27 protein-coding genes and 2 tRNA genes are annotated in these 25,477 nt (G+C 52.4%); 6 read left to right on the plus strand and 23 right to left on the minus strand.

What is annotated here, in order from left to right:
* Positions 1-49 precede the first annotated feature (49 nt).
* The 3 genes from pnuC to OGY35_RS11715 are packed head-to-tail and all read right to left on the minus strand — an operon-like array spanning position 50 to position 2,250.
* On the minus strand, positions 50-778 hold the full coding sequence (pnuC, locus tag OGY35_RS11705) for a nicotinamide riboside transporter PnuC (protein ID WP_152406227.1): 729 nt from the start codon (positions 776-778) through the stop codon (positions 50-52).
* Entirely contained in the window at positions 778-1,521 is a 744-nt protein-coding gene (locus tag OGY35_RS11710) for a nucleoside phosphorylase (protein WP_286632350.1), read from the minus strand. The genes pnuC and OGY35_RS11710 overlap by 1 nt, the downstream gene beginning before the upstream one ends.
* A 27-nt stretch (positions 1,522-1,548) precedes the next feature.
* Positions 1,549-2,250 (minus strand): Crp/Fnr family transcriptional regulator, encoded by a 702-nt coding sequence (locus OGY35_RS11715; protein WP_286632351.1) that lies wholly within the window; start codon positions 2,248-2,250, stop codon positions 1,549-1,551.
* Positions 2,251-2,443: 193 nt separating this feature from the next.
* On the opposite strand from OGY35_RS11715, the gene ppiC reads away from it, so the two are divergent.
* Positions 2,444-2,725 carry a peptidylprolyl isomerase PpiC gene (gene ppiC / locus OGY35_RS11720; RefSeq protein WP_006812396.1) on the plus strand — a complete coding sequence of 94 codons (282 nt, stop codon included), beginning with the start codon at positions 2,444-2,446 and terminating at the stop codon, positions 2,723-2,725.
* Between the two features lie 134 nt (positions 2,726-2,859).
* Here ppiC and ilvC read toward each other — a convergent pair whose 3' ends face one another.
* Positions 2,860-4,335: a ketol-acid reductoisomerase gene (gene ilvC, locus OGY35_RS11725; RefSeq protein WP_152400902.1), complete on the minus strand. Its 1,476-nt coding sequence runs from the start codon at positions 4,333-4,335 to the stop codon at positions 2,860-2,862.
* Between the two features lie 127 nt (positions 4,336-4,462).
* Between ilvC and ilvY the strand changes: the two genes are divergently transcribed.
* Positions 4,463-5,395: an HTH-type transcriptional activator IlvY gene (ilvY, locus tag OGY35_RS11730; protein WP_178825299.1), complete on the plus strand. Its 933-nt coding sequence runs from the start codon at positions 4,463-4,465 to the stop codon at positions 5,393-5,395.
* 3 nt (positions 5,396-5,398) lie between these two features.
* Here the strand turns inward: ilvY and OGY35_RS11735 are convergent, their stop codons facing one another.
* The gene (locus tag OGY35_RS11735) at positions 5,399-6,100 is read right to left on the minus strand and encodes a DUF2461 domain-containing protein (RefSeq protein ID WP_286632352.1); all 702 of its coding nucleotides are present in this window, start codon (positions 6,098-6,100) and stop codon (positions 5,399-5,401) included.
* Positions 6,101-6,283: 183 nt separating this feature from the next.
* Between OGY35_RS11735 and OGY35_RS11740 the strand changes: the two genes are divergently transcribed.
* Positions 6,284-7,288 carry a dihydroxyacetone kinase subunit DhaK gene (locus OGY35_RS11740; protein ID WP_286632353.1) on the plus strand — a complete coding sequence of 335 codons (1,005 nt, stop codon included), beginning with the start codon at positions 6,284-6,286 and terminating at the stop codon, positions 7,286-7,288.
* Between the two features lies 1 nt (position 7,289).
* Positions 7,290-7,913, plus strand: a complete 624-nt coding sequence (gene dhaL / locus OGY35_RS11745) for a dihydroxyacetone kinase subunit DhaL (protein ID WP_152400895.1) — start codon at positions 7,290-7,292, stop codon at positions 7,911-7,913.
* Between the two features lie 66 nt (positions 7,914-7,979).
* Here dhaL and OGY35_RS11750 read toward each other — a convergent pair whose 3' ends face one another.
* The 15 genes from OGY35_RS11750 to ilvL form a co-directional block, all read right to left on the minus strand.
* Positions 7,980-8,246 carry an HPr family phosphocarrier protein gene (locus tag OGY35_RS11750; RefSeq protein WP_178823790.1) on the minus strand — a complete coding sequence of 89 codons (267 nt, stop codon included), beginning with the start codon at positions 8,244-8,246 and terminating at the stop codon, positions 7,980-7,982.
* Positions 8,247-8,262: 16 nt separating this feature from the next.
* On the minus strand, positions 8,263-8,904 hold the full coding sequence (locus tag OGY35_RS11755; RefSeq protein WP_152400892.1) for a dihydroxyacetone kinase family protein: 642 nt from the start codon (positions 8,902-8,904) through the stop codon (positions 8,263-8,265).
* A 9-nt stretch (positions 8,905-8,913) separates the two neighbouring features.
* Positions 8,914-9,927 (minus strand): dihydroxyacetone kinase subunit DhaK, encoded by a 1,014-nt coding sequence (locus OGY35_RS11760; protein WP_286632354.1) that lies wholly within the window; start codon positions 9,925-9,927, stop codon positions 8,914-8,916.
* Between the two features lie 44 nt (positions 9,928-9,971).
* Complete coding sequence (locus OGY35_RS11765; protein WP_286632355.1) at positions 9,972-10,634, minus strand: class II aldolase/adducin family protein; 663 nt, start codon at positions 10,632-10,634, stop codon at positions 9,972-9,974.
* Between the two features lie 99 nt (positions 10,635-10,733).
* Positions 10,734-12,797, minus strand: coding sequence for a BglG family transcription antiterminator (locus OGY35_RS11770; protein WP_286632356.1), 2,064 nt, complete (start codon positions 12,795-12,797; stop codon positions 10,734-10,736).
* Between the two features lie 69 nt (positions 12,798-12,866).
* The gene (locus OGY35_RS11775) at positions 12,867-14,270 is read right to left on the minus strand and encodes a PTS galactitol transporter subunit IIC (protein ID WP_286632357.1); all 1,404 of its coding nucleotides are present in this window, start codon (positions 14,268-14,270) and stop codon (positions 12,867-12,869) included.
* Positions 14,271-14,316: 46 nt separating this feature from the next.
* Positions 14,317-14,595: a PTS sugar transporter subunit IIB gene (locus OGY35_RS11780; RefSeq protein ID WP_178823779.1), complete on the minus strand. Its 279-nt coding sequence runs from the start codon at positions 14,593-14,595 to the stop codon at positions 14,317-14,319.
* Between the two features lies 1 nt (position 14,596).
* Positions 14,597-15,103: a PTS sugar transporter subunit IIA gene (locus OGY35_RS11785; RefSeq protein ID WP_178823776.1), complete on the minus strand. Its 507-nt coding sequence runs from the start codon at positions 15,101-15,103 to the stop codon at positions 14,597-14,599.
* A gap of 253 nt (positions 15,104-15,356) precedes the next feature.
* Positions 15,357-16,901, minus strand: coding sequence for a threonine ammonia-lyase, biosynthetic (ilvA, locus tag OGY35_RS11790; RefSeq protein WP_052747013.1), 1,545 nt, complete (start codon positions 16,899-16,901; stop codon positions 15,357-15,359).
* A gap of 2 nt (positions 16,902-16,903) precedes the next feature.
* Entirely contained in the window at positions 16,904-18,754 is a 1,851-nt protein-coding gene (gene ilvD, locus OGY35_RS11795) for a dihydroxy-acid dehydratase (protein ID WP_286632358.1), read from the minus strand.
* A gap of 170 nt (positions 18,755-18,924) precedes the next feature.
* On the minus strand, positions 18,925-19,854 hold the full coding sequence (gene ilvE, locus OGY35_RS11800) for a branched-chain-amino-acid transaminase (protein WP_152400876.1): 930 nt from the start codon (positions 19,852-19,854) through the stop codon (positions 18,925-18,927).
* An 18-nt stretch (positions 19,855-19,872) separates the two neighbouring features.
* Positions 19,873-20,136: an acetolactate synthase 2 small subunit gene (gene ilvM / locus OGY35_RS11805; protein WP_046492904.1), complete on the minus strand. Its 264-nt coding sequence runs from the start codon at positions 20,134-20,136 to the stop codon at positions 19,873-19,875.
* On the minus strand, positions 20,133-21,779 hold the full coding sequence (gene ilvG / locus OGY35_RS11810) for an acetolactate synthase 2 catalytic subunit (protein ID WP_152400874.1): 1,647 nt from the start codon (positions 21,777-21,779) through the stop codon (positions 20,133-20,135). The genes ilvM and ilvG overlap by 4 nt, the downstream gene beginning before the upstream one ends.
* A gap of 2 nt (positions 21,780-21,781) precedes the next feature.
* Positions 21,782-21,832, minus strand: a complete 51-nt coding sequence (ilvX, locus tag OGY35_RS11815; RefSeq protein ID WP_193388322.1) for a peptide IlvX — start codon at positions 21,830-21,832, stop codon at positions 21,782-21,784.
* Between the two features lie 86 nt (positions 21,833-21,918).
* Positions 21,919-22,017, minus strand: a complete 99-nt coding sequence (gene ilvL / locus OGY35_RS11820) for an ilv operon leader peptide (protein WP_042326053.1) — start codon at positions 22,015-22,017, stop codon at positions 21,919-21,921.
* A gap of 354 nt (positions 22,018-22,371) precedes the next feature.
* On the opposite strand from ilvL, the gene OGY35_RS11825 reads away from it, so the two are divergent.
* Positions 22,372-23,892, plus strand: coding sequence for a YifB family Mg chelatase-like AAA ATPase (locus OGY35_RS11825; protein ID WP_286632359.1), 1,521 nt, complete (start codon positions 22,372-22,374; stop codon positions 23,890-23,892).
* A gap of 26 nt (positions 23,893-23,918) precedes the next feature.
* On the opposite strand, the gene maoP is transcribed toward OGY35_RS11825, so the two are convergent.
* The gene (gene maoP, locus OGY35_RS11830) at positions 23,919-24,257 is read right to left on the minus strand and encodes a macrodomain Ori organization protein MaoP (RefSeq protein ID WP_012131115.1); all 339 of its coding nucleotides are present in this window, start codon (positions 24,255-24,257) and stop codon (positions 23,919-23,921) included.
* Between the two features lie 119 nt (positions 24,258-24,376).
* Between maoP and hdfR the strand changes: the two genes are divergently transcribed.
* The gene (gene hdfR, locus OGY35_RS11835) at positions 24,377-25,210 is read left to right on the plus strand and encodes an HTH-type transcriptional regulator HdfR (protein WP_152400871.1); all 834 of its coding nucleotides are present in this window, start codon (positions 24,377-24,379) and stop codon (positions 25,208-25,210) included.
* A 104-nt stretch (positions 25,211-25,314) separates the two neighbouring features.
* Here the strand turns inward: hdfR and OGY35_RS11840 are convergent.
* A tRNA-Trp gene (locus OGY35_RS11840) sits at positions 25,315-25,390 on the minus strand.
* An 8-nt stretch (positions 25,391-25,398) separates the two neighbouring features.
* Positions 25,399-25,475: transfer RNA gene (locus tag OGY35_RS11845), tRNA-Asp, on the minus strand.
* Positions 25,476-25,477: the final 2 nt, after the last annotated feature.

Consider the following 25,477-nt stretch of genomic DNA (forward strand, 5'->3'; position numbering starts at 1 on the left):
CTTTGTCAGCGATCTGAGGCTGCCTGACAGGCAGCCTGAAAAATATCAATCAGGATGCGCTGGCAGCGAGTGGCGTATAGCCGTTACGTTTCGCGCTCAGAATCCAGCTGTAAGAACCCATCACCGCAATGGCTGTCAGCAGAACATACTCAAGCGACATGGCATAAACGCCCTGAACCGCATAAATCACCACGCTAATGACATCAATGAGCACCCACAGTAACCAGTTTTCCACATACTTGCGGGTCATTAACACCATTGCGGCAATCGACAGCACCAGCATAGTAGAATCCCAGAACGGGAAAGCATCCGGCTGTAGTTCAGGCATTGCCACTGACATCCCCACGGTGTGCAACAGCGCAATCATGATCCGGGTGAGCGTCGCAAATACCGGATCAATAAACAACGTCATCAACAGGATAGCGACAATGCAGACACTGCCCAGCACCAGCGTTTGCTGCCGGGAAAGCCAGCGAACCTTCAACGCCGCCTCCTGTTCCTCATTCTGGCGACTCCACGCATACCAGCCGTAGATATTCGCCGCAAAGAAGAACACCTGAAGCAGCAAACTGGCATACAGTTGGATCTGGAAAAAGATAGCGGCAAACAGGGTGACGTTTATCAGGCCGAACAGGTAATTAATAATTTTTTCCCTGCTGGCACACCAGATACACAGTAAACCAAAAACGGTACCGATCGCCTCAATCCACGAGAGTGCGTACCCACCCTCTCCGAGAGGAATGTTGACCATTACGTTGTTAATACTGAAAAAGTCCATCATTGCTCTCCTTGCTGACTGTCGAAGTAAATGGCCTGTAACGCCAGGGAAATCTGATGAACTTCCCCCTGCTGACACCGCGTTTCTTGTTGCACATAATTGTTGATGCTGCTGTCCAGACAGCCGTTATGGGCGACAACCACATTGAGCAACGACGCCGTACGTAACCCGCGTAATGCACCGACCACCATCAGTGCGGCCGTCTCCATATCGGCGCCAAGGATACCGCGGGCGGACCATTCGGCATCCAGTTCAGCCTCGCGGTCGGTGTAAAAACTGTCGTGGCTGCGCACCAGTCCACAACTCGCGGGAATGTTCATTTGCAACGCCAGCTGCATCAGCGTTGCCGTGAGTTGCGGATCCGCACATGCCGGATAGCTGGCTGGCGCATAGGTTTTACTGGTGCCATCATCCGCGACCGCGCCGTGGGCGATAATCACCTCGCCCAGCGCCAGCGTCTCCTGCAATGCTCCGCAACTTCCGATCCGGATCAGCGTGTCGATGCCAATCTGGCGTAACTCCTCAACCGCGATAGCGGTCGAGGGTCCGCCTATTCCCGTCGATAGCACCAGAATTTCAACGCCCTTATATTCACCACGCGCCGCGCGAAACTCCCGGTTTTGCCCCAGCATTTCGGGGTTATCAAGGAAACGGACTATCCGATCCACCCGTTCGGGATCGCCAGGCAATAGCGCATACTTTGCCCTCGTCATGCTTTTGCTTAATCGAATATGGGGTTGCATCTCTCGTCTCCTTACGCCCCAGGGCGTTTAACTCTCCGCCTCCTGCTTCAGTTTTTCAGGAGCCAGCAGAACAATACGATCCCCATCGCTATCAATAATTTTCAATGATTTAAGATCGTGCAAAATACGGTTAATACTGCGTGTGGTTGCTGCAAATTCCTGACTCAGATTTTGTTTATCCAGCAAAATAGACGTCGATTTATTGTGTTGATATCGCAGCCATAATGCCTGGCATAGCCGCTGGTGCAGTGAATATAAATTGTCGCTACTGGCCTTTTTCGACAGCTGATAATATTGCTGACTAAAGAAGCGCAACATTCGCTGGTTGAAATGATTATCCAGAGCCAGCCAGTGACTAAAATGTTCCTGCGACAGACTTAGCAGCTGGACATGACCCACAGCCACCACTGAGCAGATGTAATGCCGCGACTCAAATATCTCCAGCTCTCCCAGCATGTCACCTTTGCAGTAATGCGCCTGTCGATAACGACGACCATCTTCAGCCTCGTAAAAGACATCCACTTCACCCGATACAATCAGTGAAAACTGTCGACAGACCTCACCCTGACGACAAATCAGCGCGCCGCACGGGATATCGTCAAAACGCCAGCGCTGCATGACCTCCAGCGGGCAGTATTTGAGGAGTTCATACAACAGAGGGTCATGTACAACCTGAGTTAACCCGATAAGCCAGTCGCCTGAAAAATCTGCTTTTTTCATTGTGTCCATGTTATCTCTCTCCACTGACGGAAAGACAGGACCGCTGTCCCGCCTCTCAGGAATACACCCGACGAAAGTGCTGTCTATCTCCCGATTCAATACACCCGATGAGACATCTGTCCTGCGCTGGCGAAGAGTATATGTCTGACGCCCAGAGGAATGATAAAGTGGCGGGCAACCTTTGAGACATGAGAACGTAATAATGGCAAAAACCGCAGCAGCACTGCATATCCTGGTTAAAGAAGAGAAACTGGCACAGGATCTTCTGGAACAGATTAAAAACGGCGCCGACTTCGGCAAACTGGCGAAGAAACACTCTATCTGCCCGTCAGGCAAAAGAGGCGGTGACTTAGGCGAATTCCGTCAGGGCCAGATGGTTCCGGCGTTCGATAAAGTGGTCTTTTCCTGCCCGGTGCTGGAGCCTACCGGCCCGCTGCACACCCAGTTCGGTTACCACATCATTAAAGTGCTGTACCGTAACTAAGCAAAAGCCCAGAGCGTTCAGACTCTGGGCTTTTTTTGCCGGATGACGGCGTAAACGCCTTATCCGGCCTACAAAAAAATGACCGTTTCGTAGGCCGGATAAGCGTAGCGCCATCCGGCAATTCTTGTCAGGCCTTAACCCGCAACAGCAATGCGCTTCATATCCGTCATATACCCACGCAGTTTCTTACCTACCTGCTCGATAGCATGGCTGCGGATGGCTTCGTTCACATCACGCAACTGCGCGTTATCCACCGCGCCTTCGGCGATCGCTTTACCCAAATCGCCTGCCTGCAGCGTGGTCATGAACTCTTTGAGCAGCGGTACGCAAGCGTAAGAGAACAGGTAGTTACCGTATTCTGCGGTATCAGAAATGACCACGTTCATTTCATACAGACGCTTACGCGCAATGGTGTTCGCAATCAGCGGCAGCTCGTGCAGTGATTCGTAGTACGCAGATTCTTCAATGATGCCGGAATCCACCATCGTTTCAAACGCCAGCTCAACGCCCGCTTTCACCATGGCGATCATCAGTACGCCTTTATCGAAGTACTCCTGCTCGCCGATTTTTCCGTCAAACTGCGGGGCGGTTTCAAACGCGGTTTTACCGGTCTCTTCACGCCAGGTCAGCAGTTTCTTATCGTCGTTGGCCCAGTCCGCCATCATACCGGAAGAGAACTCACCGGAGATGATGTCGTCCATATGTTTCTGGAACAGCGGTGCCATAATCGCTTTCAGCTGTTCGGAGAGTGCGTAAGCGCGCAGTTTCGCCGGGTTGGACAGGCGGTCCATCATCAGCGTGATACCGCCCTGCTTCAGCGCTTCGGTGATGGTTTCCCAGCCGAACTGAATCAGTTTTTCGGCATAGGCCGGATCGGTGCCTTCTTCCACCAGCTTATCGAAGCACAACAGAGAACCGGCCTGCAGCATACCGCACAGAATGGTCTGCTCGCCCATCAGGTCCGATTTCACTTCCGCAACGAAAGAGGATTCCAGTACACCCGCACGATGACCACCGGTCGCCGCAGCCCAGGCTTTCGCAATCGCCATGCCTTCGCCTTTCGGATCGTTTTCCGGGTGAACCGCGATAAGCGTCGGCACGCCGAAACCACGTTTGTACTCTTCACGCACTTCGGTACCCGGACACTTCGGCGCGACCATCACCACGGTGATGTCTTTACGGATCTGCTCGCCCACTTCAACAATGTTGAAGCCGTGAGAGTAACCCAGCGCTGCGCCGTCTTTCATCAGCGGTTGTACAGAGCGCACCACGTCGGAGTGCTGTTTGTCTGGCGTCAGGTTAACCACCAGATCCGCCTGCGGGATCAGCTCCTCGTAAGTGCCCACTTTGAAGCCGTTTTCCGTCGCTTTACGCCAGGACGCGCGCTTCTCAGCAATCGCCTCTTTACGCAGCGCATAAGAGATATCCAGCCCGGAATCACGCATGTTCAGGCCCTGGTTCAGGCCCTGCGCGCCACAGCCGACGATGACCACTTTTTTACCCTGAAGGTAGCTTGCACCATCGGCAAATTCGTCGCGGCCCATAAAGCGACATTTACCCAGTTGCGCCAGCTGCTGACGCAAATTCAGTGTGTTGAAGTAGTTAGCCATGGTGATTCCTCGTGATGTTGTACTGTCTTATTGTTCGGTTCGCGTTTTGCGAGATTGAAACCACCTTACAACAGGAAATTTATTGCGGAAATTGATATATTCACAACGTCACGTTGCAATATTTGCAATGTCAAAAGGTGGAGTGGAGTCCGTGGATTTACGCGATCTGAAAATGTTCCTGCATCTGGCGGAAAGCCGTCATTTTGGCCGCAGCGCGCGGGCCATGCACGTCAGCCCTTCGACGTTATCACGGCAGATCCAACGCCTTGAGGAAGACCTCGGCCAGCCGCTGTTTGTCCGCGATAACCGCACGGTCACGCTGACCGAAGCGGGTGAAGAGCTGCGAACGTTTGCCCAACAGACGCTATTGCAGTATCAGCAGCTGCGCCACACCCTCGATCAGCAAGGCCCGTCGTTGTCGGGAGAATTGCATATCTTCTGTTCGGTTACCGCAGCCTATAGCCATCTGCCACCGATCCTCGACAGATTTCGCGCTGAACATCCCTCGGTAGAAATAAAGCTCACCACCGGCGACGCCGCCGATGCAATGGAAAAGGTAGTGACCGGCGAAGCGGATCTGGCGATTGCCGGAAAGCCGGAGACACTGCCCGGCGCGGTGGCGTTTTCGATGCTGGAAAATCTGGCGGTCGTGCTCATTGCCCCGGCGCTGCCCTGCCCGGTACGCAATCAGGTGTCGGTGGAGAAACCCGACTGGTCTACAGTGCCCTTCATCATGGCCGATCAGGGACCGGTGCGCCGACGCATTGAACTGTGGTTCCGTCGTCATAAAATCAGCAATCCGCAAATTTACGCTACCGTGGGCGGTCATGAAGCGATGGTGTCGATGGTGGCGCTTGGCTGCGGCGTGGCGTTGCTGCCCGAAGTGGTACTGGAAAACAGCCCCGAACCAGTGCGCAATCGCGTGATGATTCTGGAACGTAGTGATGAGAAAACGCCGTTTGAGCTGGGCGTCTGCGCACCGAAAAAGCGGCTGCATGAGCCGCTCATCGATGCATTCTGGAAAATTGTCCTCGAGAGGAAAATCGACGAAGGCCGGTAACGGTTACAGATCCGCCGGGTCTATTTGCTTCAGGGTTTCTACCTGCATTAACCATTGGTACAGCGGTTCCAGTTGGCGGAAACCGTCAGCCAGCAGCGTCACCAGATCGGCGCGGAAGAGTTTTTCCACATCAGTATCCGTTGCCATTGCCGCAAAGGATTTACGGTGATACCAGTCGGAAATCGTCGGATCAAGATCCTTTACCAGCAGTCGCTTATAGCGCTCCCCCACCAGCTCAAACGGCGCCCGACAACAGTCAGCCACTTCCAGAAACTGCGTGGGCCGCTGTTTCAGCGTATGACGAAACAGATCCATCGTCGGCTTACTGGCGCTGTAATAACCCAGTCCGTAACGCAATGTATCCGGGCTGATTTCAAAAAAATACGCGGGGGCATCGGTCCAGTTCCTGGCTGAACGTTTGAAGGTCAGCCACATCCGGCTGCGGTAAAGCGATTTGTCATGGGAAAAACGGGTATCACGGTGAATACGCGATAGCGTTTTGCCGATAGCGGAACGGGTTTCCAGTAGCGGATCAATCTCTGACATCACCGGCGCTAAGTCATCCACCAGTGCCCGAAACGGCGTGAGTATGCTGCGATCGTAAATAAAACGGTGCTCCTCGAACCACGTTTTATCGTTTTCAATTTTTACCTGCTGAAGAAACGTCAGCCCTTCCTGTGCAAATCCCTGAAAGCGTCCAGCCATCTGCTTGCCTCGCTTAACGATGTCTATTACCTCCCTCATAACTATCCAGAAAATCCTCAAATAGCAACCTGAAATCATGCCCCTCAGGCAGGAGATTAATTGGTATCAAAGGAACCAGGGCTGAGCGAGCGTCACAGGTAAAATCGTCACTAAAGAAACAGTACCTTACGAGAGGGTGAGACGATGCAAAAACCGAAAAAGCTGTTCAATAATACCGATAATATCCGCAGTGAAATCCTGCAGGGGCTGGAGTACGTCGGGATGGGAAAAATTCACACCTTGCCGGAGTACTGCGCAGTTTATCGCACCATGCCGCAGGATGAGCAGGTAGTGATTGTCAGCGGCGGTGGCAGCGGCCACGAGCCGACATTTGCTGGATTTGTTGGCGAAGGTGGTATCGATGCCTGCGCGCTGGGCGAGGTCTTTACCTCGCCCTCTCCCGACCAGATTATCGAAGCCAGCCACGCCGTCCATCAGGGCAACGGCGTGCTTTTCCTCTACGGCAACTATTCAGGTGATGGCATGAACTTTGACATCGCCGCTGAAATTCTGGCGGAAGAGGGCATTGAGTGCCGTACTGTTCGCGCCACTGATGATATCGCCTCTGCGCCGCCAGAAAGAATATCCGACCGTAGAGGTGTCGGTGGGCTGGCGTTTTTGTACAAACTGGCAGGGGCGGCGGCGCAGTTTGAGCACTACTCGTTGCCTGCGCTGGAAGCGCTGGCGCAGAAAGCCAACCACAATACACGTACTCTCGGTGTGGCGCTCAGCGGCTGTGCACTACCTCAGTCCGACACGTTTAACTTTACGCTGGCGGATAACGAGATCGAGCTGGGTATCGGCATTCATGGTGAACCGGGATTGTGCCGTATTCCCATGCCACATACTGATGAACTGGTCGAGATGATGATCGCACGGTTGTGCGCCGACCTGCCCTTCACCCGCGGCGATAAGATTTGTATCAGCGTCAATAATCTGGGCTCCTTAAGCAACACCGAACTGATGGTGATAACCCGTAAGGTTGGTATGGCGCTGAATGAGCGTGGTATCACGACCTATGACGTACAGGTTGGCCACTTCTGTACTTCACTGGAGATGTCCGGTTTTTCGCTCAGTATGCTGCGTCTGGATGACGAAATGCAGCGACTGTACGACTATCCCATCAACACCCCAGGCTGGAGAAAATAAGATGAATACCACACAATTTATCGCCTGCCTGCTACACGTATCAGAAGGCATGATCGCCAGCGAGCCTCGCTTGACCACGCTCGATCAGATGATTGGCGACGGCGATCACGGCATTGGTATCAAGCGCGGCTTCACAGCCCTGCATGCGCAACTCGCATCTCCAGATTTTTCTCCAACGGATATCGGGGAATGCCTGCTGAAAAGTGGTACACGACTGATGACCAGCATGGGTGGCGCTTCCGGTGCCATCTTCGGCACCTTGTTCCGCGCGGGAGGGAAAGAATTGACGGGTTGTGTTGAGTTTGACGCCACCACGTTGGCAAAGTGGCTGAACGCGGGTAGTAACGCTATCCATCAGCGTGGTGGTGCGAAGCCAGGGGATAAAACCATGGTCGATGCTCTGGCTGCTGCATCAGAACAGGCCGAAATCGACATTGCCCTGCCGCTACCGCAAGCGTTATCACACTGCGCCCAGGCAGCGATGGCAGGTGCAGAGAGCACTTCCGCAATGGTCGCACGTTTTGGCCGCGCAAAAAATCTCGGCGAACGGTCCATTGGTCATTGCGATCCTGGCGCTGTGTCGATGGCGTTGATTCTGCAGTTTATGGCCGAATTCGCCAATTAGTCTGGTTAACAGAAAACAAAAAACCGGCGCTGTATGCCGGTTTTTAAGGTTGTTTCTGGAGGCGCATTAGTCAAAACCAAAACCTTCAGCAAACAATATCTTCAGCTTCTCCATCGCTTCTTCTTCATCGCTACCGCTGCAAATGATCTCCAGCGAACCTTTTCCTTTGATCCCCGCACCCAGGATGCTCATGATACTTTTCCCCTTAATGGTTTTGCCGTCGTAGATCATCTCAATCCGTGATTGATACTGAGCACAGGCTTTAGCCAGAACGCCTGCCGGGCGCGCGTGAATACCGTGCTGATTACTGATCCTCACAACCTCTTTCAACATAGTAGCAATTCCTTTTTCACCGCCCGTCAGCCGGGCAAATAGCCTGAACAAAGTTAAAATAACCCTGTATCAAAAGCTGGGCGACCATCGCGCCCGGGTCGACAAACGATCGGGAACGCTCACCGTGGATAGCCGCACGACCATGTTTAGCCACCATAGTGGTGGTCTGCTGCACGCCCTGCTGCGCCAGCCACAACGCTTCTCGTGCCTGTTTCAGTGGCGCAGCAGGTGAACGCAGCGCTGCCAGCGCCGGAACCATACCGTCAAGAAAAGTCTTTTCGCCCGGCTGCGCCTTACCACGCTGCTGTACGCCGTCAAACCAGGCCTGAAACAACACGCCAGCATCTGACAGAGTCAGGGTCTCTCGCCCCTTTAGCACTTTGCCCACCTGCATCAGGCCAGAGGCCATCAGCGTGCCCATCGTAGAGGGCACCGCTGATGCCATTACCTTGCCCACCTTATAAAAAAAGCGCCCCAAATCGCACTCGTCACTCTGCTGCGCACAAGCATACGCCGCCGCAAAACCATCGCTCATGGTCAGCCCCAGATCTCCGTCGCCGACCACGCTATCCAGTTCTGTCAGCACCTGTTTGTTACTCTGCATCACGTGGGCCCACTCGGCAAAAAGCGGGCGCAGGCTCTCAACATCTAACACCATCTCGCCCCCTTAAGCCGATAACTGCCGGAACATCGGCGTATCGGCTTCGGCATTCAGTAGCGACTTCAGCTCGTCATCCAACGGCATTAGACTAATGGACATCCCGGCCATCTCCATTGCCGTAGCAAACTCACCAACCCAGACTCGGAAGACACGAATATTGCTCTGTGCCAGAATCTGATGCACATGGCGGTACATCAGATACAGCTCTTCCAGCGGCGTCGCGCCAAGACCGTTAATCAGGACCGCCACTTCATCACCCTGCTGGCAAGGCGAGTCGGCCAGCAACCAGGACATCATCTCTTCGGCAATCTTCCCGGCGCTCAGCAGCGGTCCACGACGGATCCCACTTTCACCGTGAATACCCATACCGATTTCCATCTCATTGTCGCCAATGTGAAAACCCGGTTTACCCATTCGCGGGACGATACATGGCGACAGCGCCACGCCTAGCGTACGCACGCGATCCCCGGCTTTTTGGGCGATACGCTGTACCGTATCGAGGTCATCCATTCTGGCCGCCGCCGCCCCTGCGCATTTGTAGACAAAGAAAATCCCTGCCACGCCGCGTCGCGTTATCACCCCTTCGCTGCCCGAGGTCGCACCAGCCGAATCGTCAGCAGCGACCACGGTACGGGTACGAATATCGCTCTCCATGTCGGCCATTTCCGCCGCGATGTCAAAATTAAAAATATCGCCATTGTAGTTGCCGTAAAGGTAAAGCACGCCCGCGCCGCTATCCACCGCCTGAGTGACGGCCAGAATCTGCTCCGGTGAGGGTGACTGGAACACATCGCCAATCGCGCAACCGTCCAGCATCCCCCGACCGACATACCCCAGAAACAACGGCAAGTGTCCGGAACCTCCACCGGTGATGATGCCGACCTTTCCCGGTACCGGGCGCGCGGTCACCAGACAATGCCGATCGTCATTAACGAAACCGAAGCGGTCAGGGTGTGCCAGATAAATACCTTCCAGCATCTCCGGAATAAAATCCTCTGCCTGATTGATAAATTTTTTCATGCGTTCTCTCCATGAATTTCCCGCCCGGTGGGCGGGGACGTCGATTAGCAGACAAATTTAATCTGTGACGGGTACGCCCAGCGCTGCAACTCTTCCGCAGCGAAGGACTCTGGCTCTTTACCCCCGTTAATAACCAGCGCGTGGTAATAAATCTGCGCCATCTCTTCGAGGTAGGCAGATTTCAGCACGGCCTCATAGGGATCTTTGTCCACGCCAATAGCGCCATGTTTTTCCATCAGAATAGCGTCGGCACGTTTAATCGGTTCAATCACACTGGTCGACAATGCGGGCGTGCCCGGGCGACCATATGGCGCCACTGGGATCATCCCATCTTTCAGATTGAGGATTGCACATTCATACACCACTGCCGGGATAGGCTTATTCAGCACGGCAAATGAGGTAGCATAGAGGGAGTGTGTATGGGAAATGGCGAAAATGTCTGGTCGCGCCTTATAGATCTCAATATGCATCAGACATTCACTGGTTGGGCGTAAACCGGCTTCACTTTCAATCACGTTCGCCTCAACGTCCATCACGACAATATCTCTGGGAGTTAGCTGCATTTTATCGAGGGTGGTCGGGGTCACCAGAATAAGCCCTGAGTCTTTATCTCTTACACTGGAATTACCCGCTTTATGTTTACATAATCCCCACTGTTGAGCGGTTCTGGCCATTTCAACGACGTGTTTTTTCTGAATCTCTAACATAATATTTATCCTGTGTCAGATGGTAAGGGCGAGCGCTATCGCGACAACCATTGCCGTGATATATCGCTGCAGCGAGAAACTGCAGCAGAGTTTTAATATTTAATGATGGTGGACTAATTCATTAATTAGCGCATATTCATCCAACGCACGGCGAATAACATTTCCGCCATCATAGAACTCAAGAAATTCATTTAATTGCGCAAGCGCCTTAAGGTGCTTTTGCGGATTATGGGTGGCGAGGACGATGATAATATCGGCCTGCATATAATCGGCAATAGCAATCTTATAGGGCAGGCGTAATAGCGCCATGCCGGTATCCAGCGCGCCATCATCAACGCCTGCGTGGGCAATAATTACCCCGTCGGCCAGCATGATCCAGGGTTGCTCCTCGGTAATTTTGCGCAGCATGATCTGCACGTAGCGTGACTCAATCACTCCAGAGCGCAACAAAGATTCCGAAGCAAGAGTTATTGCCATCTGCCAGGAGTCGGGTAGTTCAGCGGCAAACTGGACGTGTTCTTTCGTGAGCAAATCGGTCAGCGATGGCGTTGGTGGCTCCATGCTGCCTACCGCGTTGGTGGTGTTATTCTCATCGTAGATATAGCTGGCAAGCGCCCTCTGCAGTCCTTTGTGATCGATGATGTTGCCAAAGCGCTCGAAAATCAGCAGTAGCTGTTCAATCTGGATAATGTTTGGGTCTACGCCCTGTAGCGCACTGATCACGTGGTTGCGAAAGGCGCTTTTATGGATGTTGCTGATGGATGGATTTACCACAAAAACAATTTTGCTGGTATTCAGATGAGTGGTGGAGAAGACCACATCATAATGCCCGGTGTAGCGCTCAAACTCGCGTCGGGACAACACATGGGTAAAGTGCAGTTCCGGGAACAGTACCTGCAACGTCAAAAACAGATAAGTTGAGATGGTCGCGCTATTTTCACACATCACCACCGCTGTTTTCTGTAAATTAATTTGGTGGATAACACCTTCACGCGTCAGCCAACCACCAAACAGCACCGTCAGAAAAGCCATCTCCTCATCGGGAATGACGCAGTGTAATAGCTTCTCAAACGGAACTGCCGCACGCCGCACCATCTCGTGCAGATGGCTAAATTCTTTTACGACCAGATCATAAACACTGCTGGTATTAGGCAAATGATAACGGATGCGATAATAGGCAGGCTTCCAGTGCTGATAGATTTTTTCAATGAGTTCATTTTTCTCTTTAATCGTGACACAGCTTATTTTTTCAAAGCTATCAACCACTGCAACTACACTTTCCAGCAAGATAGTATCAAGATGAAAGTATTTATCGGCGATACTCTGAATATTAGAGCTTTGGATCAATGCTGTAAGAAAAATAAGTTCATTATCACTATTAATATTTATTTTACTAACAACACTTTGCATCAGGGTAAACTCTCTGCTGCGAATAATATCAGCATAACTGCCTGGAATTGTGACCAGGTGTTTACCGGATTTAATTCGGTGCAGGACAAAACTGATAAAATAGATCAATTCCTGAAGTTGACGGTCGGTAAATTGAATTTTAAATCGCTTCTCAATTTCACTAAAAATTTGACCCACCTTTTCCAGATGCTCACTCATCACATTGTTGTATTGCGCAATGATATTTTTCGCGACTGGAATTTCCAGCACTCGACGCAGGCAGTTCAGCAGAAGATAGCGTTTCTCCAGTTCCTCACCAAGAATATGGTAACCATTACCCCGGTCATAGCTAATCTCCAGACTATGCGTAATCACCTCCAGGCGCACCTTTTTCAGGTCAGTAATGATGGTGTTCTGACTCACCCCCAGCGATGAAGAGAGATGCAGTAGCGACAGTCTTTCGCTACGCGTCAGCAGCATGAAAATGATCATTTGCCCGCGTTCTTCTTCTGAAAAGAGATAACGATGCTCGGTTTGCGCGGTCTGATTCTGTCGAAAATGCTCAATCACATGGCGCGGGATATGCAACTTCCCGGTTTTCAGACGATTGATACGATCAAAATGGTTTGATTCCAGATAGTCATTCACCTTCTTCAACGTATAGCTTAATTGCTTTCGCGTCAGGCGAAACTGCTCTTCAAGTTTCGTCCCCGTAATGCCGGGCTCGTTCACGATGGCGTCCAGAACCGCTACGACTCGTTTATCCATAGCCATGTCGACTCTCCTGAGATGAGAAAGTCCGGCAACGGATTTTGCCGCCGGACAGGGAGATAAAATCCCGTGTTACGCTTGTTGAATCTTCTCCTGCTGCTCGGCTTCCTGCTGCGCCAGGCTGCTTTCACGGCGTAATTCGCGGGAGTAGAAGAAGTAGCCGCATCCCCACCAGATGGCGAAAATCAGCGGAACAAGGTTGCCTTCAAGGAATTTAAACAAGAAAGAAAAGGCGTAGGTAAAGACCGGTGCATCAATTGAGCTGTTTGAAATAAGTTGACCCGCCGGAATAGTAATCGCCTTTGTTGCTTGTCCCAGTTCGGTGATCATTGGGGCGAACTGCGTCCCGACAAACAAGAAGAACGGTACGCCAATAATACTCAGGATCACCATGCGCAAGGTATTACCCCTCGTCACCAGATAGGCCGGGACGATCAGGGAAATATTGATAATACCGGCGAAGGGTAAAATCTTATTGCCGGGCAGAATTAACGCCCAGATGAGTGTGAAAGGAATGGCAACAATAATGGCGAACCAGATTTCACTGGCCCCTCCCATAAACGGCCAGTCAATTCCGACAAACAACTTACGCCCAGAGAATTTCTTGTTCATGTAATCACTGATCGCTTCTGAGATCGGTGACAGCGCTTGCATAAAGAGCTTAGAAATCATCGGGAACAGTACAAGTGCCGTGGCAGCCTGGACGCCCAGCGTCAGCGTTTTCGCTACACTGTAGCCCGCAATAATCCCGAACAAGATCCCCAGAATAAAACCGATAATGTGGTTTTCCGCGAACACCCCTACTTTGGTGCGCAGTGCCGTGGCGTCCATAGGTTTATTACATACCGGGATTTTACGCAGCAACAGATCGAACGGATAGTAAATCGCGCCAAAGAACACCATACGGTGAGTACAGGTCACTCCGGGTATACCCGTTAGTTTTTCTATACGGTGTTGGTGAATGTCCCCGGCGTTAAGTTCAACGATAATCTGGAAGGCGGCAATGAGGAATGCTAATGCCAGGCTCCAGGCAGCGCCGAACAGCGGGGTGGTGACGCTGACGACGATAAAGGCGGTGAAAATTTTTCCCCAGACGTTCCAGAGAACCGCGTTAAACGTATTGGTCTTGTTCAGCATCAGCATCACAATGTTCACGCCAACCTGAAGCGGGAACATGGCGAAAGCGTAAGGCCAGGCCCAGGAAATATTCGCCATCGTCGTCCAGCCGCCATCAACGATACTCAGTTCCAGACCAGTACGATTCATCATGGTTTGTGCGGCAACGCCGATAGCATCAACCATAAAACCGATCAGCATACTCATTCCCACAAACGCCACGCCCAGCGTAATCGCTGCCGAAGCAGCATCACGGAATTTCATCCGTACCACCAACCCGGCTAACAGCATAATAAAGGGCACAAAAACCGGCGCACCTAAATTCAGAATGTAATTTATGACTACACCAAGAAAGTCCATAGCACTTCCCCACTAAAAATAATTATACGGATTAAAGAGCTACGCCTTATTTACAGGCATCAATGATCTTTTGTAATTCTTGCTCCATACCCATACCGGTCAAAAATGCAATACCGTTAATCACGGGGATAGGATATTGTTTATCGACTTTAGTAATAGCAATATAAGCAGCACTATCTTTGATATGGCTCTCGAGCGATTTAAGATCAACAACTTCAACTTTAATGTGCGACTGATTGCGTTCATTCAATAAGCGCATCACTTTACTGGCAACTGTCTGTGAGGTCGCAACGCCGCTTCCACATGCAACAATGACTTTTTTCATCTCATAAATCCTTATTTAATTGCAGTCTTGATGTGAGAGTACAGAGAAAGGTCTCTACATCGTCTATTTCACATAGCGCCTGGACGACCTCTTCATCAGCAAGGCAATCCATCAACTTTTGCAGCGCAGTCAAGTGACTGCTGTGGTCAATAAAACCCAGAAGGACAATAAATTGAATATAGAGCGTGTTATCGTCATTCCCCATTTCCTGCCAGGCGATGGGGTGCGATAAACGTGTCACAGAGATAAAGGGATGAAGAATATGTTGCGGGTCAGTATGAGGGAGCGCAATAGCCACTGGCGACGTAGGTAGACCTGTAGGATACAATTGCTCGCGCGTAAGAATGGCGTCAAGGAAAGAGTCGCGGACGTAACCTTTCTCTTTCAACAATAAAAATATAGAAGAAAAAAAATCAGTGGCATTACTGTAATGCTTATTGAGAAACGTGAGTTGAGGCATAAAATATTCACATTCCTGCTCATTCTCATTCACTATATCCGTTTTCATCCGAATATCCTCTCTAACTGCTAAAAATTAACTGAGGACAATATTAATTCAGGAACGATGGTTAAGCGATGAGTATTGCCCCCAAAAGATGAGCTAAGTCTGGCGCAACATGGTGAGCTTTTTATTATGAATTACATCACATTTTTATGGTAGAGATTCATTAACAACAAAAATATTCAACGCAGAAGGTAAAGAGAGGGGAAAAATAAATGGCGAGGGATAACTACTCAGGTTATCCCTCGTTCTGCAGCACTTAACCCGCGAGGAAGAAGCGGAATGCCGGGTTATTTGTTTCGTCGTGACACTCATAACCCAGTTCTTGCAGTCGCGTTTCGAAATCCGGTTCGTGCTCGCCCAGTTCAAACGCAGCCAGTACACGGCCATAATCCGTGCCGTGACTGCGGTAATGGAATAATGAGATATTCCAGTGGGTGCCCAGCGTATGCAAAAACTTGAGCAGCGCGCCTGGAGATTCCGGAAACTCGAAGCTGAATAAGCGCTCCTGTAGCGGCTTAGAGGGACGCCCACCAACCATGTAGCGCACGTGCAGTTTTGCCATTTCGTCGTCGGAGAGATCGACCACGCTATAGCCGCCGTCGCGCAGCAGATTCAGGATCTCAGTGCGTTCTTCCATGCCCCTGCTCAGCCGAACGCCGACAAAAATACAGGCGTTCTTATCATCGGCAAAGCGATAGTTAAACTCGGTAACCGAGCGACCGCCCAGCAACTGGCAAAACTTCAGGAAGCTACCTTTTTCTTCCGGAATGGTTACCGCCAGTAGCGCTTCGCGCTGTTCGCCCAGTTCGCAACGCTCAGAAACATAGCGCAGGCCGTGGAAGTTGACGTTAGCGCCGGAAAGGATATGCGCCAGACGTTCGCCGCGAATGTTGTGCTGGGCAACGTACTTTTTCATTCCCGCCAGCGCCAGCGCGCCGGAAGGCTCTGCCACTGCGCGCACATCTTCAAACAGGTCTTTCATCGCCGCGCAAATCGCATCGCTATCCACGGTGATGATGTCGTCGAGATATTCCTGACACAAACGAAAGGTTTCATCCCCAATGCGCTTCACCGCCACGCCTTCTGCAAACAGGCCGACGCGGGGAAGATCGACCGGATGACCCGCCTCCAGCGCCGCTTTCAGACAGGCGGAGTCTTCCGCCTCCACCGCAATGACTTTGATTTGCGGCATCAGCTGTTTGATCAGTACCGCGACGCCCGCCGCCAGACCGCCGCCGCCAACCGGCACAAACACGCGATCGAGATGAGCATCCTGTTGGAGCAACTCCAGCGCCAGCGTCCCCTGACCGGCGATCACCATGGGGTGATCGAACGGTGGAACCCAGGTAAAACCCTGCTGCTGCGACAGTTCAATCGCTTTCGCTTTTGCTTCATCAAAGTTTGCACCATGCAGCAGCACTTCGCCGCCGAAACCACGAACGGCATCGACTTTGATATCCGCCGTCGCAACAGGCATCACGATCAGTGCCTTTACGCCCAGACGAGCGGAAGAGAACGCCACGCCCTGGGCATGGTTGCCCGCAGACGCGGTGATCACCCCGTGAGCTTTTTGCGCCTCGGTCAGCCCCGCCATCATCGCGTAAGCACCGCGAAGCTTGAAGCTGTGAACCGGCTGTCGGTCTTCACGCTTCACAAGAATCACGTTATCAAGGCGCGACGAAAGCTTTTCCATTTTTTGCAGCGGTGTCACCTGCGCGGCTTCGTATACCGGCGCGCGGAGCACCGCGCGCAGATATTCTGCCCCTTCCGGGGCAGCTGACAGAGGTTGTGATTCGGCCATCATCAGCCTCCCAGTTTCGATTTATCGCGTACCGCGCCTTTATCTGCGCTGGTCGCCAGGCTGGCATAGGCGCGCAGCGCAAACGACACCTGGCGCTGACGATCTTTCGGTGTCCAGGCTTTGTCGCCGCGTGCTTCCTGCGCTTCACGACGCGCAGCAATTTCCGCATCGCTCAACTGCAGCTGAATGCCACGGTTTGGAATATCAATAGCAATCATGTCGCCGTCTTCAATGATCGCGATATTACCGCCGCTGGCCGCTTCCGGTGAAACGTGACCAATGGAGAGGCCGGAGGTGCCACCAGAGAAACGACCGTCGGTGACCAGCGCACACGCTTTGCCGAGGCCCATCGATTTAAGGAAAGTCGTCGGGTAGAGCATTTCCTGCATCCCCGGCCCGCCTTTTGGCCCTTCGTAGCGGATTACGACCACGTCGCCTGCCACCACTTTGCCGCCGAGGATCGCATCAACCGCCTCATCCTGGCTTTCATACACTTTGGCCGGGCCAGTGAATTTCAGAATGCTGTCATCCACGCCGGCGGTTTTGACAATGCAGCCATTTTCCGCGAAGTTACCGTAAAGTACCGCCAGGCCACCGTCTTTGCTGTAAGCGTGTTCCAGCGAACGGATACAGCCTTCGGCGCGATCGTCATCCAGCGAGTCCCAGCGGCAATCCTGTGAGAACGCTTCTGTGGTGCGAATACCCGCCGGACCCGCGCGGAACATCTGCTTCACAGCATCATCTTGCGTCACCGTGATGTCGTACTGCTCAAGGGTTTGCGGCAGCGTCAGCCCCAACACGTTTTTCACGTCCCGGTTCAACAGGCTCGCACGATCCAGTTCGCCCAGAATCCCCAACACGCCGCCCGCACGGTGAACATCTTCCATGTGGTATTTCTGCGTACTCGGCGCCACTTTGCACAACTGCGGCACTTTACGGGAAAGCTTGTCGATATCACTCATCGTGAAGTCGATCTCCGCTTCCTGCGCCGCTGCCAGCAGGTGCAGAACAGTATTGGTGGAACCGCCCATCGCGATATCCAGCGTCATCGCATTTTCAAACGCCGCCTTGCAGGCAATATTGCGCGGTAGCGCAGAGGCGTCATCCTGCTCGTAGTAACGTTTGGTCAGTTCAACAATGCGTTTACCGGCATTGAGGAACAACTGCTTACGGTCGGCATGGGTCGCCAGCAGCGAGCCGTTACCCGGCTGCGACAGGCCCAGCGCTTCGGTCAGGCAGTTCATCGAGTTCGCGGTAAACATCCCGGAACAGGAGCCGCAGGTCGGGCAGGCAGAGCGTTCAACCTGATTGCTCTGATCGTCAGAGACTTTCGGGTCCGCTCCCTGAATCATGGCATCAACCAGATCGAGTTTGATGATTTTGTCAGAAAGCTTGGTCTTCCCGGCTTCCATCGGACCGCCGGAAACAAAGATCACCGGAATGTTCAGGCGCAGAGAGGCCATCAGCATCCCCGGGGTGATTTTGTCGCAGTTGGAAATACAGACCATTGCATCGGCGCAATGGGCATTCACCATGTACTCCACCGAATCAGCGATCAGTTCGCGCGACGGCAGTGAATAAAGCATGCCCCCGTGGCCCATGGCGATACCATCATCCACGGCAATGGTGTTGAACTCTTTAGCCACGCCGCCCGATGCTTCAATCTGTTCAGCGACCAGTTTACCGAGATCGCGCAAATGCACGTGCCCTGGCACAAACTGGGTGAATGAGTTCACGACGGCAATGATCGGTTTGCCGAAATCGGCATCGGTCATTCCGGTTGCGCGCCACAGCGCGCGGGCTCCTGCCATATTGCGGCCATGAGTAGTGGTGGCGGAACGGTACTTAGGCATGCGTTATTTACTCCCGTCTGTCTTTCCCCCTATATACTTCACGATACTTCACGCCGCAGGTGCGTTGGCTGCCTCGCTCATCCCAGTCACTTACTAAAGTAAGCTCCTGGGAACTCGCTGCGTTGCCGCCTTCCTGCAACGTGAATTATTTGGGGGAAATATTAATTTTGTTATTGGTTTACTGAATCCAACCAGCCCCATTTGTCCTCGGTTTCGCCAGTAAACAGACCGAAGAAAGCTTGCTGGACGCGTTTGGTGACAGGTCCACAGCGGCCTTCGCCTACCTGGATGCCGTCAACGCTGCGAACCGGGGTGATTTCCGCCGCTGTACCGGACATGAACACTTCATCCGCCAGATACAGGGATTCGCGGGACAGAACCTGCTCGCGGACTTCAATACCCAGTTCTTTCGCCAGTTTGATGATAGCGTCACGGGTGATCCCCGGCAGCGCGGAAGAGGTAAATGGCGGGGTAAACAGCACACCGTCTTTTACTTCAAACAGGTTTTCACCGGCACCTTCAGAAATGTAGCCATTCACATCCAGCGCGATGCCTTCCTGATAGCCATGACGACGAGCTTCGCTACCTACCAGCAGTGACGAGAGGTAGTTCCCCCCCGCTTTTGCCGCCGTCGGGATTGTGTTTGGCGCGGCACGGTTCCACGAGGAAACCATCGCATCGATCCCTTGTTCCAGCGCTTCGGCCCCCAGGTACGCCCCCCACGGGAACGCGGCGATAATGACGTCAGTGGTATATCCCGGAGGTGGATTCACGCCCATCCCCACATCGCCAACAAACACCAGTGGACGAATATAGGCGCTGGTCAGGTTGTTTTTACGGATCACCTCACGGCAGGCTTCCATCAGCTCATCCACACTCTGGGAGACCGGGAAACGATAAATTTTGGCTGAATCATGCAGGCGCTGCATATGTTCGCGATGACGGAACACCACCGGGCCTTTGTGCGAGTCATAGCAACGGATGCCTTCAAATACCGACGTACCGTAGTGCAGCGCGTGGGACATCACGTGAACTTTCGCCTCTTCCCAACGAACCATCTCGCCATTGAACCAAATGTAATCAGCTTTTTTCGTCGTCATTTCTTCTTCCTGTTGCGCTTACGCGCGGATTTGTTGTGATGTGGTTGTGCTCTGGCAGATGGCAACATGTGCCACATCGACCAGCTTACTTAACTGACTAAACAGTAAGTCGACCGACAGCGGACTGGCAACGGTCAATTCAATATTTATATTCTGCGCGTCCCGAGCGGAGCCCATATTCATGGCGCACACCTGAAAACCACGATGGCGTACCACACGTAATACGCGTTCCAGTGTTTCCGGATTAAAGCGAGCTTCTACGGCGACCTGATGTTGCATCATGATAATTTCTCCAGCATTTCAGAATTGCTGGCGCCGGGCGGCACCAGTGGCCAGACATTCTCAAGTTCGTCGATTGAGACATGAAGCAGGTATGGCCCGTCGCTGTTCAGCAGGGTATCGAGTGCCGCTTCAACCTGGTCTTTTCGGGTGATGTGTTGGCCAGGGATGCCGAAGGCGCTGGCTAACGTGAGGAAATCGGGGTTATCGGTCAGGGTGGTTTCGCTATATCGTTCCTGGAAAAACAGCTGCTGCCATTGTCGAACCATACCTAACCGTTGGTTATCCAGTAAGACTATCTTCAACGGTAACTGCTTACGTTTTACGGTGCCCAGCTCCTGAACATTCATCATGAAGGAGCCGTCACCGGAGATACAGATAACGGTGTCGTCCGGTCGCGCAACCTGCGCCCCAACGGCAGCCGGTAAACCAAAGCCCATCGTACCTAAGCCGCTGGAGGTGATGAAATTCTCCGGGCGAGTGTACGTCATATGTTGCGCGGACCACATCTGATGCTGACCGACATCTGTCGTCACCACACAGTTGGCTGGTTTACGATCCGACAGCTGTTTCAACAGCAGCGGCGCATAGATGGCTTCCCCTGGATGATCGTAGCGCCAGGTGTGGTCAGTACGCAGTTCCGCATTACGCTGACGCCATTCATTGATGTTGAGCGTCTGTTGCAGAGCTGGCAGCAACGCATTCAAATCGCCCTGCAAGGTGACATGCGCCCGGCGCAGTTTGTTCAGTTCAGCCGGGTCGATATCCATATGAATCACGCTGGCGTGCGGCGCGAAGGTATCCAGTTTGCCGGTCACCCGGTCATCAAAACGAGCGCCTACCGCAATCAGCAAATCACACTCCTGCACGGCGAAGTTCGCGGCTTTGGTGCCATGCATGCCCAGCATCCCCTGATAGTAGGGATAGTCCGCCTCGACAGCACCCAATCCTTTCAGCGTACAGGCAACCGGCATTTGCGTTACCGCAATAAACTCGCGCAGCGCTGGAACCGCCTGCGCCATCCCGACACCGCCTCCCACGTACAGCATCGGTTTTTGCGCCTGGGCCAGCATTTTTCGCGCCCGCTCAACGTCGGCGTGAGGGAAAACGGCCGCGTTTTCGACAGTCGTGAAGTACGGCTCCAACTCCCCTCGGGCGAGTTGGATATCTTTTGGGATATCCACCAGAACCGGGCCGGGACGACCAGAGTTAGCGACTTCAAACGCCTCAGCCATGATGCGCGGCAGCTCTTCCAGCGACTGCACCAGAAAACTGTGCTTGGTACAGGCCAGGGACAGTCCCAATACGTCCACTTCCTGAAACGCATCGGTACCGATAAGCGGCGCAGCAACCTGCCCGGTGATCGCCACAACAGGGACCGAATCTAACAGTGCATCTGCAAGTCCGGTGATCAGGTTGGTTGCCCCGGGACCAGAGGTGGCAATGCAGACTCCGGTTTTACCGGTGGAACGGGCATAACCGATGGCAGCGATCGCCGCTCCCTGTTCGTGTCGGCACAGCAGGTGTTCCACGCCACCGTCGTACAACGCATCGTAGACCGGCATAATTGCGCCACCGGGATAGCCGAATACTGTCTCGACACCCTGTGCACGCAACGCATGTACCACCCACTGTGCTCCATTCATAGTTAGTTCCCCGTCGTAAATCTTAAGAAACAGAATTTTATGCTGTTATTCATTTTCTGCTCCTCTGTTGTGTTTTTAAGGTCAAAAAAAACCCCCGGACCTTTCGGTGCGGGGGTCTTAGTTCGTTAAGGCTTGATTTTTAAGCCTTTCCTCGTCCAAGTGCAGCCCCGCACGATGGGATAATAATCACCACCACGCTAATCACGACCAGGCTAATCACTCGTAGAAGGGCTGTCATTTTTGTCTATTCTTGCATCTTGTTCGAAGGAATACCTAAAGAGTTACCATAGATTTCGCCAATAGCACAAGATTTTTTTCTTTTCATTTTTCTGACTCAGCTAACAGATTAGCGAAAACCCATTGTTTTTTATGCAAAAACCAGGAATTGAAAAAATTTCACTTCCGGGGCGGAAGTAAACCCCTTTTTCAAAGCGCCAGGGAAGAGGGGAAAACTGACTGTGAGCCCCCTTCCAGTAAAACAGAAAGCTCAGACAAATTGCATTAAAAGTACGGAAACCACAGCGAATAAACGCCATTCTGCAATGATATTGCAGAGAAGAGTTCAGACATAATAGTGGCACCTGGAGGGATTATGTCACTGTCAATTGTTCATACACGCGCTGCGCTGGGGGTGAATGCACCGGCGATTACCATCGAAGTACATATCAGTAACGGTCTGCCCGGTTTAACACTGGTGGGGTTACCAGAAACAACCGTCAAAGAGGCGCGCGACCGGGTACGCAGCGCGATCATTAATAGCGGATATGACTTTCCCGCAAAGAAAATCACCATCAATCTTGCCCCTGCCGATCTTCCTAAAGAGGGCGGGCGATATGATTTACCTATTGCTGTGGCGCTTCTGGTTGCATCTGAGCAGCTTACAACACATAAACTCGACCAATATGAGTTAGTGGGTGAATTAGCGCTTACAGGCGCATTACGCGGCGTTCCCGGTGCCATATCCAGTGCAACCGAAGCGATACGAGCGGGAAGAGGCATTATCGTGGCAAAAGAGAATGAAGAAGAGGTTGGACTGATTGATGGCGAAGGATGTCTGATTGCCGATCATTTACAAGACGTCTGTGCATTCCTGGAAGGAAAGCATGATCTTAGCCATCCTGGAGTTAGCGACGGGACGACCTGCGCGTCATCTGACGATCTCAGCGATGTTATTGGTCAGGAGCAAGGAAAGCGCAGCCTTGAGATCACCGCCGCAGGCGGGCATAACCTGCTGTTAGTTGGCCCACCGGGTACAGGGAAAACGATGCTTGCCAGCCGCCTTAATGGTCTGTTACCAGCGTTGAGTAATGAGGAGGCCCTGGAAAGCGCCGCCATCCTCAGCCTGGTCAACTCAACCAGCGTGCAAAAACTGTGGAAGCAGCGACCTTTTCGCGCGCCGCACCACAGCGCATCCCTGACCGCGATGGTAGGTGGAGGTTCCATCCCCGTACCCGGCGAAATTTCGTTGGCACACAACGGCATACTGTTTCTTGATGAATTGCCTGAGTTTGAACGACGAACATTAGATGCCCTACGTGAACCCATAGAGTCTGGCCAGATCCACCTTTCACGCACGCGCGCTAAGATCACCTATCCTGCGCGCTTTCAACTGGTGGCTGCAATGAATCCCAGTCCCACAGGACACTATCAGGGTAACCATAACCGGAGTACACCAGAACAGACATTACGTTATCTCAGTCGGCTCTCTGGGCCCTTTCTGGACCGCTTTGATCTTTCTCTCGAAATCCCTTTGCCACCGCCAGGGATACTCAGCCAGCCCGGAGTAAAAGGAGAAAACAGCCTTACGGTTAAACAGCGGGTCATTGCCGCGCAGGAACGTCAGCATAAACGCCAGGGCAAGCTGAATGCGCTCCTGCAAAACAGGGAGATACGCGAACACTGTTCGTTATCGGATGAAGATGCTCTGTGGCTTGAGGAGACACTCATCCATCTTGGGTTGTCCATACGGGCCTGGCAGCGTTTATTAAAGGTCTCAAGGACCATTGCCGACCTTGCGCAAGCCGAACATATTTCACGGCGACACTTGCAGGAAGCGGTCAGCTACCGGGCGATAGATCGACTGCTTGCTCACCTGCAGAAACAACTGACATAAAAAAAGGGCCTGGGGCCCTTTTTTTACTAGTCATCAGACTCTGTGTAGTCCTCAGCACCTTCCATCTGCGGTTTACCGCCGGACAAGGTGTGGAAACGTTTTGGACGCTTGATACGCGTCATGTATTTAGACCAGACGCGTTCCGCTTCGGTCACTGGCTCACGTTCACCACGACATACCGCAACAAAGAGCCTCTCTTCTTCGGTAACCGGCTCACGTTTGCCCAGATCCAGCTCATTGAAGGCATAACCATGACGTTCAAGCAGTTGCGCCTCTTTGATGGTGAAATCACCATGACGAGAGAAACCGCGTGGATAATATTTATTGTCGAAATATCGATTAGTCGTCGTAAAGCTTTCCGCCATCCTGCACGCTCCTAATTCTTTTGGCCGAGCTATTTATGGCGCGGAGTATTAGTTACGCTTGACAGAGTGTAAAACAAAACATTTAAATCATAACGACAAATAATTTTGCGGAGAGCACTGTGGATACGGAATTGTTAAAAACTTTCCTGGAAGTTAGCCGAACGCGCCACTTTGGCCGGGCTGCGGAAGCGCTCTACCTGACTCAGTCGGCGGTTAGCTTTCGCATCAGACAGTTGGAAAACCAACTCGGTGTGAATCTTTTTACCCGCCACAGAAATAATATCCGCTTAACGGCGGCCGGCGAGAAGCTTCTGCCTTATGCAGAAACGCTGATGAATACATGGCAGGCGGCACGTAAAGAGGTCGCCCATACATCAAGGCATAATGAGTTTTCAATCGGTGCCAGTGCGTCGCTGTGGGAGTGTATGCTTAACGGCTGGTTAGGGCGCTTGTACCAGTCACAAGAGCCTCAGAACGGTCTGCAATTCGAGGCCCGCATCGCACAGCGTCAGTCACTGGTAAAACAGTTACATGAACGCCAGCTTGATCTGCTTATCACCACAGAAGCCCCAAAAATGGATGAATTTAGCAGCCAGTTACTGGGATATTTCACCCTGGCGTTATATTGCACCAGCCCTTCGACGATGAAAGAGGCGCTCAATTATCTGCGTCTGGAGTGGGGGCCGGATTTTCAACAGAATGAAGTGGGATTAATAGCCGCCGATGAAATTCCGGTACTTACCACCAGTTCTGCTGAACTGGCCAGACAGCAACTTCACGCTCTGAATGGTTGCACCTGGTTACCCACGCGTTGGGCCAAAGAAAAGGGCGAGTTGCATACCGTTGCAGACAGCGCAACACTTTCGCGTCCGTTGTATGCTATTTGGCTGCAAAATAGCGATAAACATGCGCTGATCAAAGATCTTCTAAAGGTAGAGGTACTGGAAGAGTAAGTGTAAATGACGTTGGCAAGGATGCCATTAAAGGAAGAGATCGGTATCTGGAGGCGCGTTCTATAGATAAAAAAAATCCTTAGCAAATGCTAAGGATTATTTTCTGGCAGGGGCGGAGAGACTCGAACTCCCAACACCCGGTTTTGGAGACCGGTGCTCTACCAATTGAACTACGCCCCTAATTAGGGTGGCGGAACGGACGGGACTCGAACCCGCGACCCCCTGCGTGACAGGCAGGTATTCTAACCAACTGAACTACCGCTCCAC

The sequence above is a fragment of the Citrobacter sp. Ct235 genome, from assembly GCF_030332305.1.
Classification (GTDB): Bacteria; Pseudomonadota; Gammaproteobacteria; order Enterobacterales; family Enterobacteriaceae; genus Citrobacter_A; species Citrobacter_A telavivensis.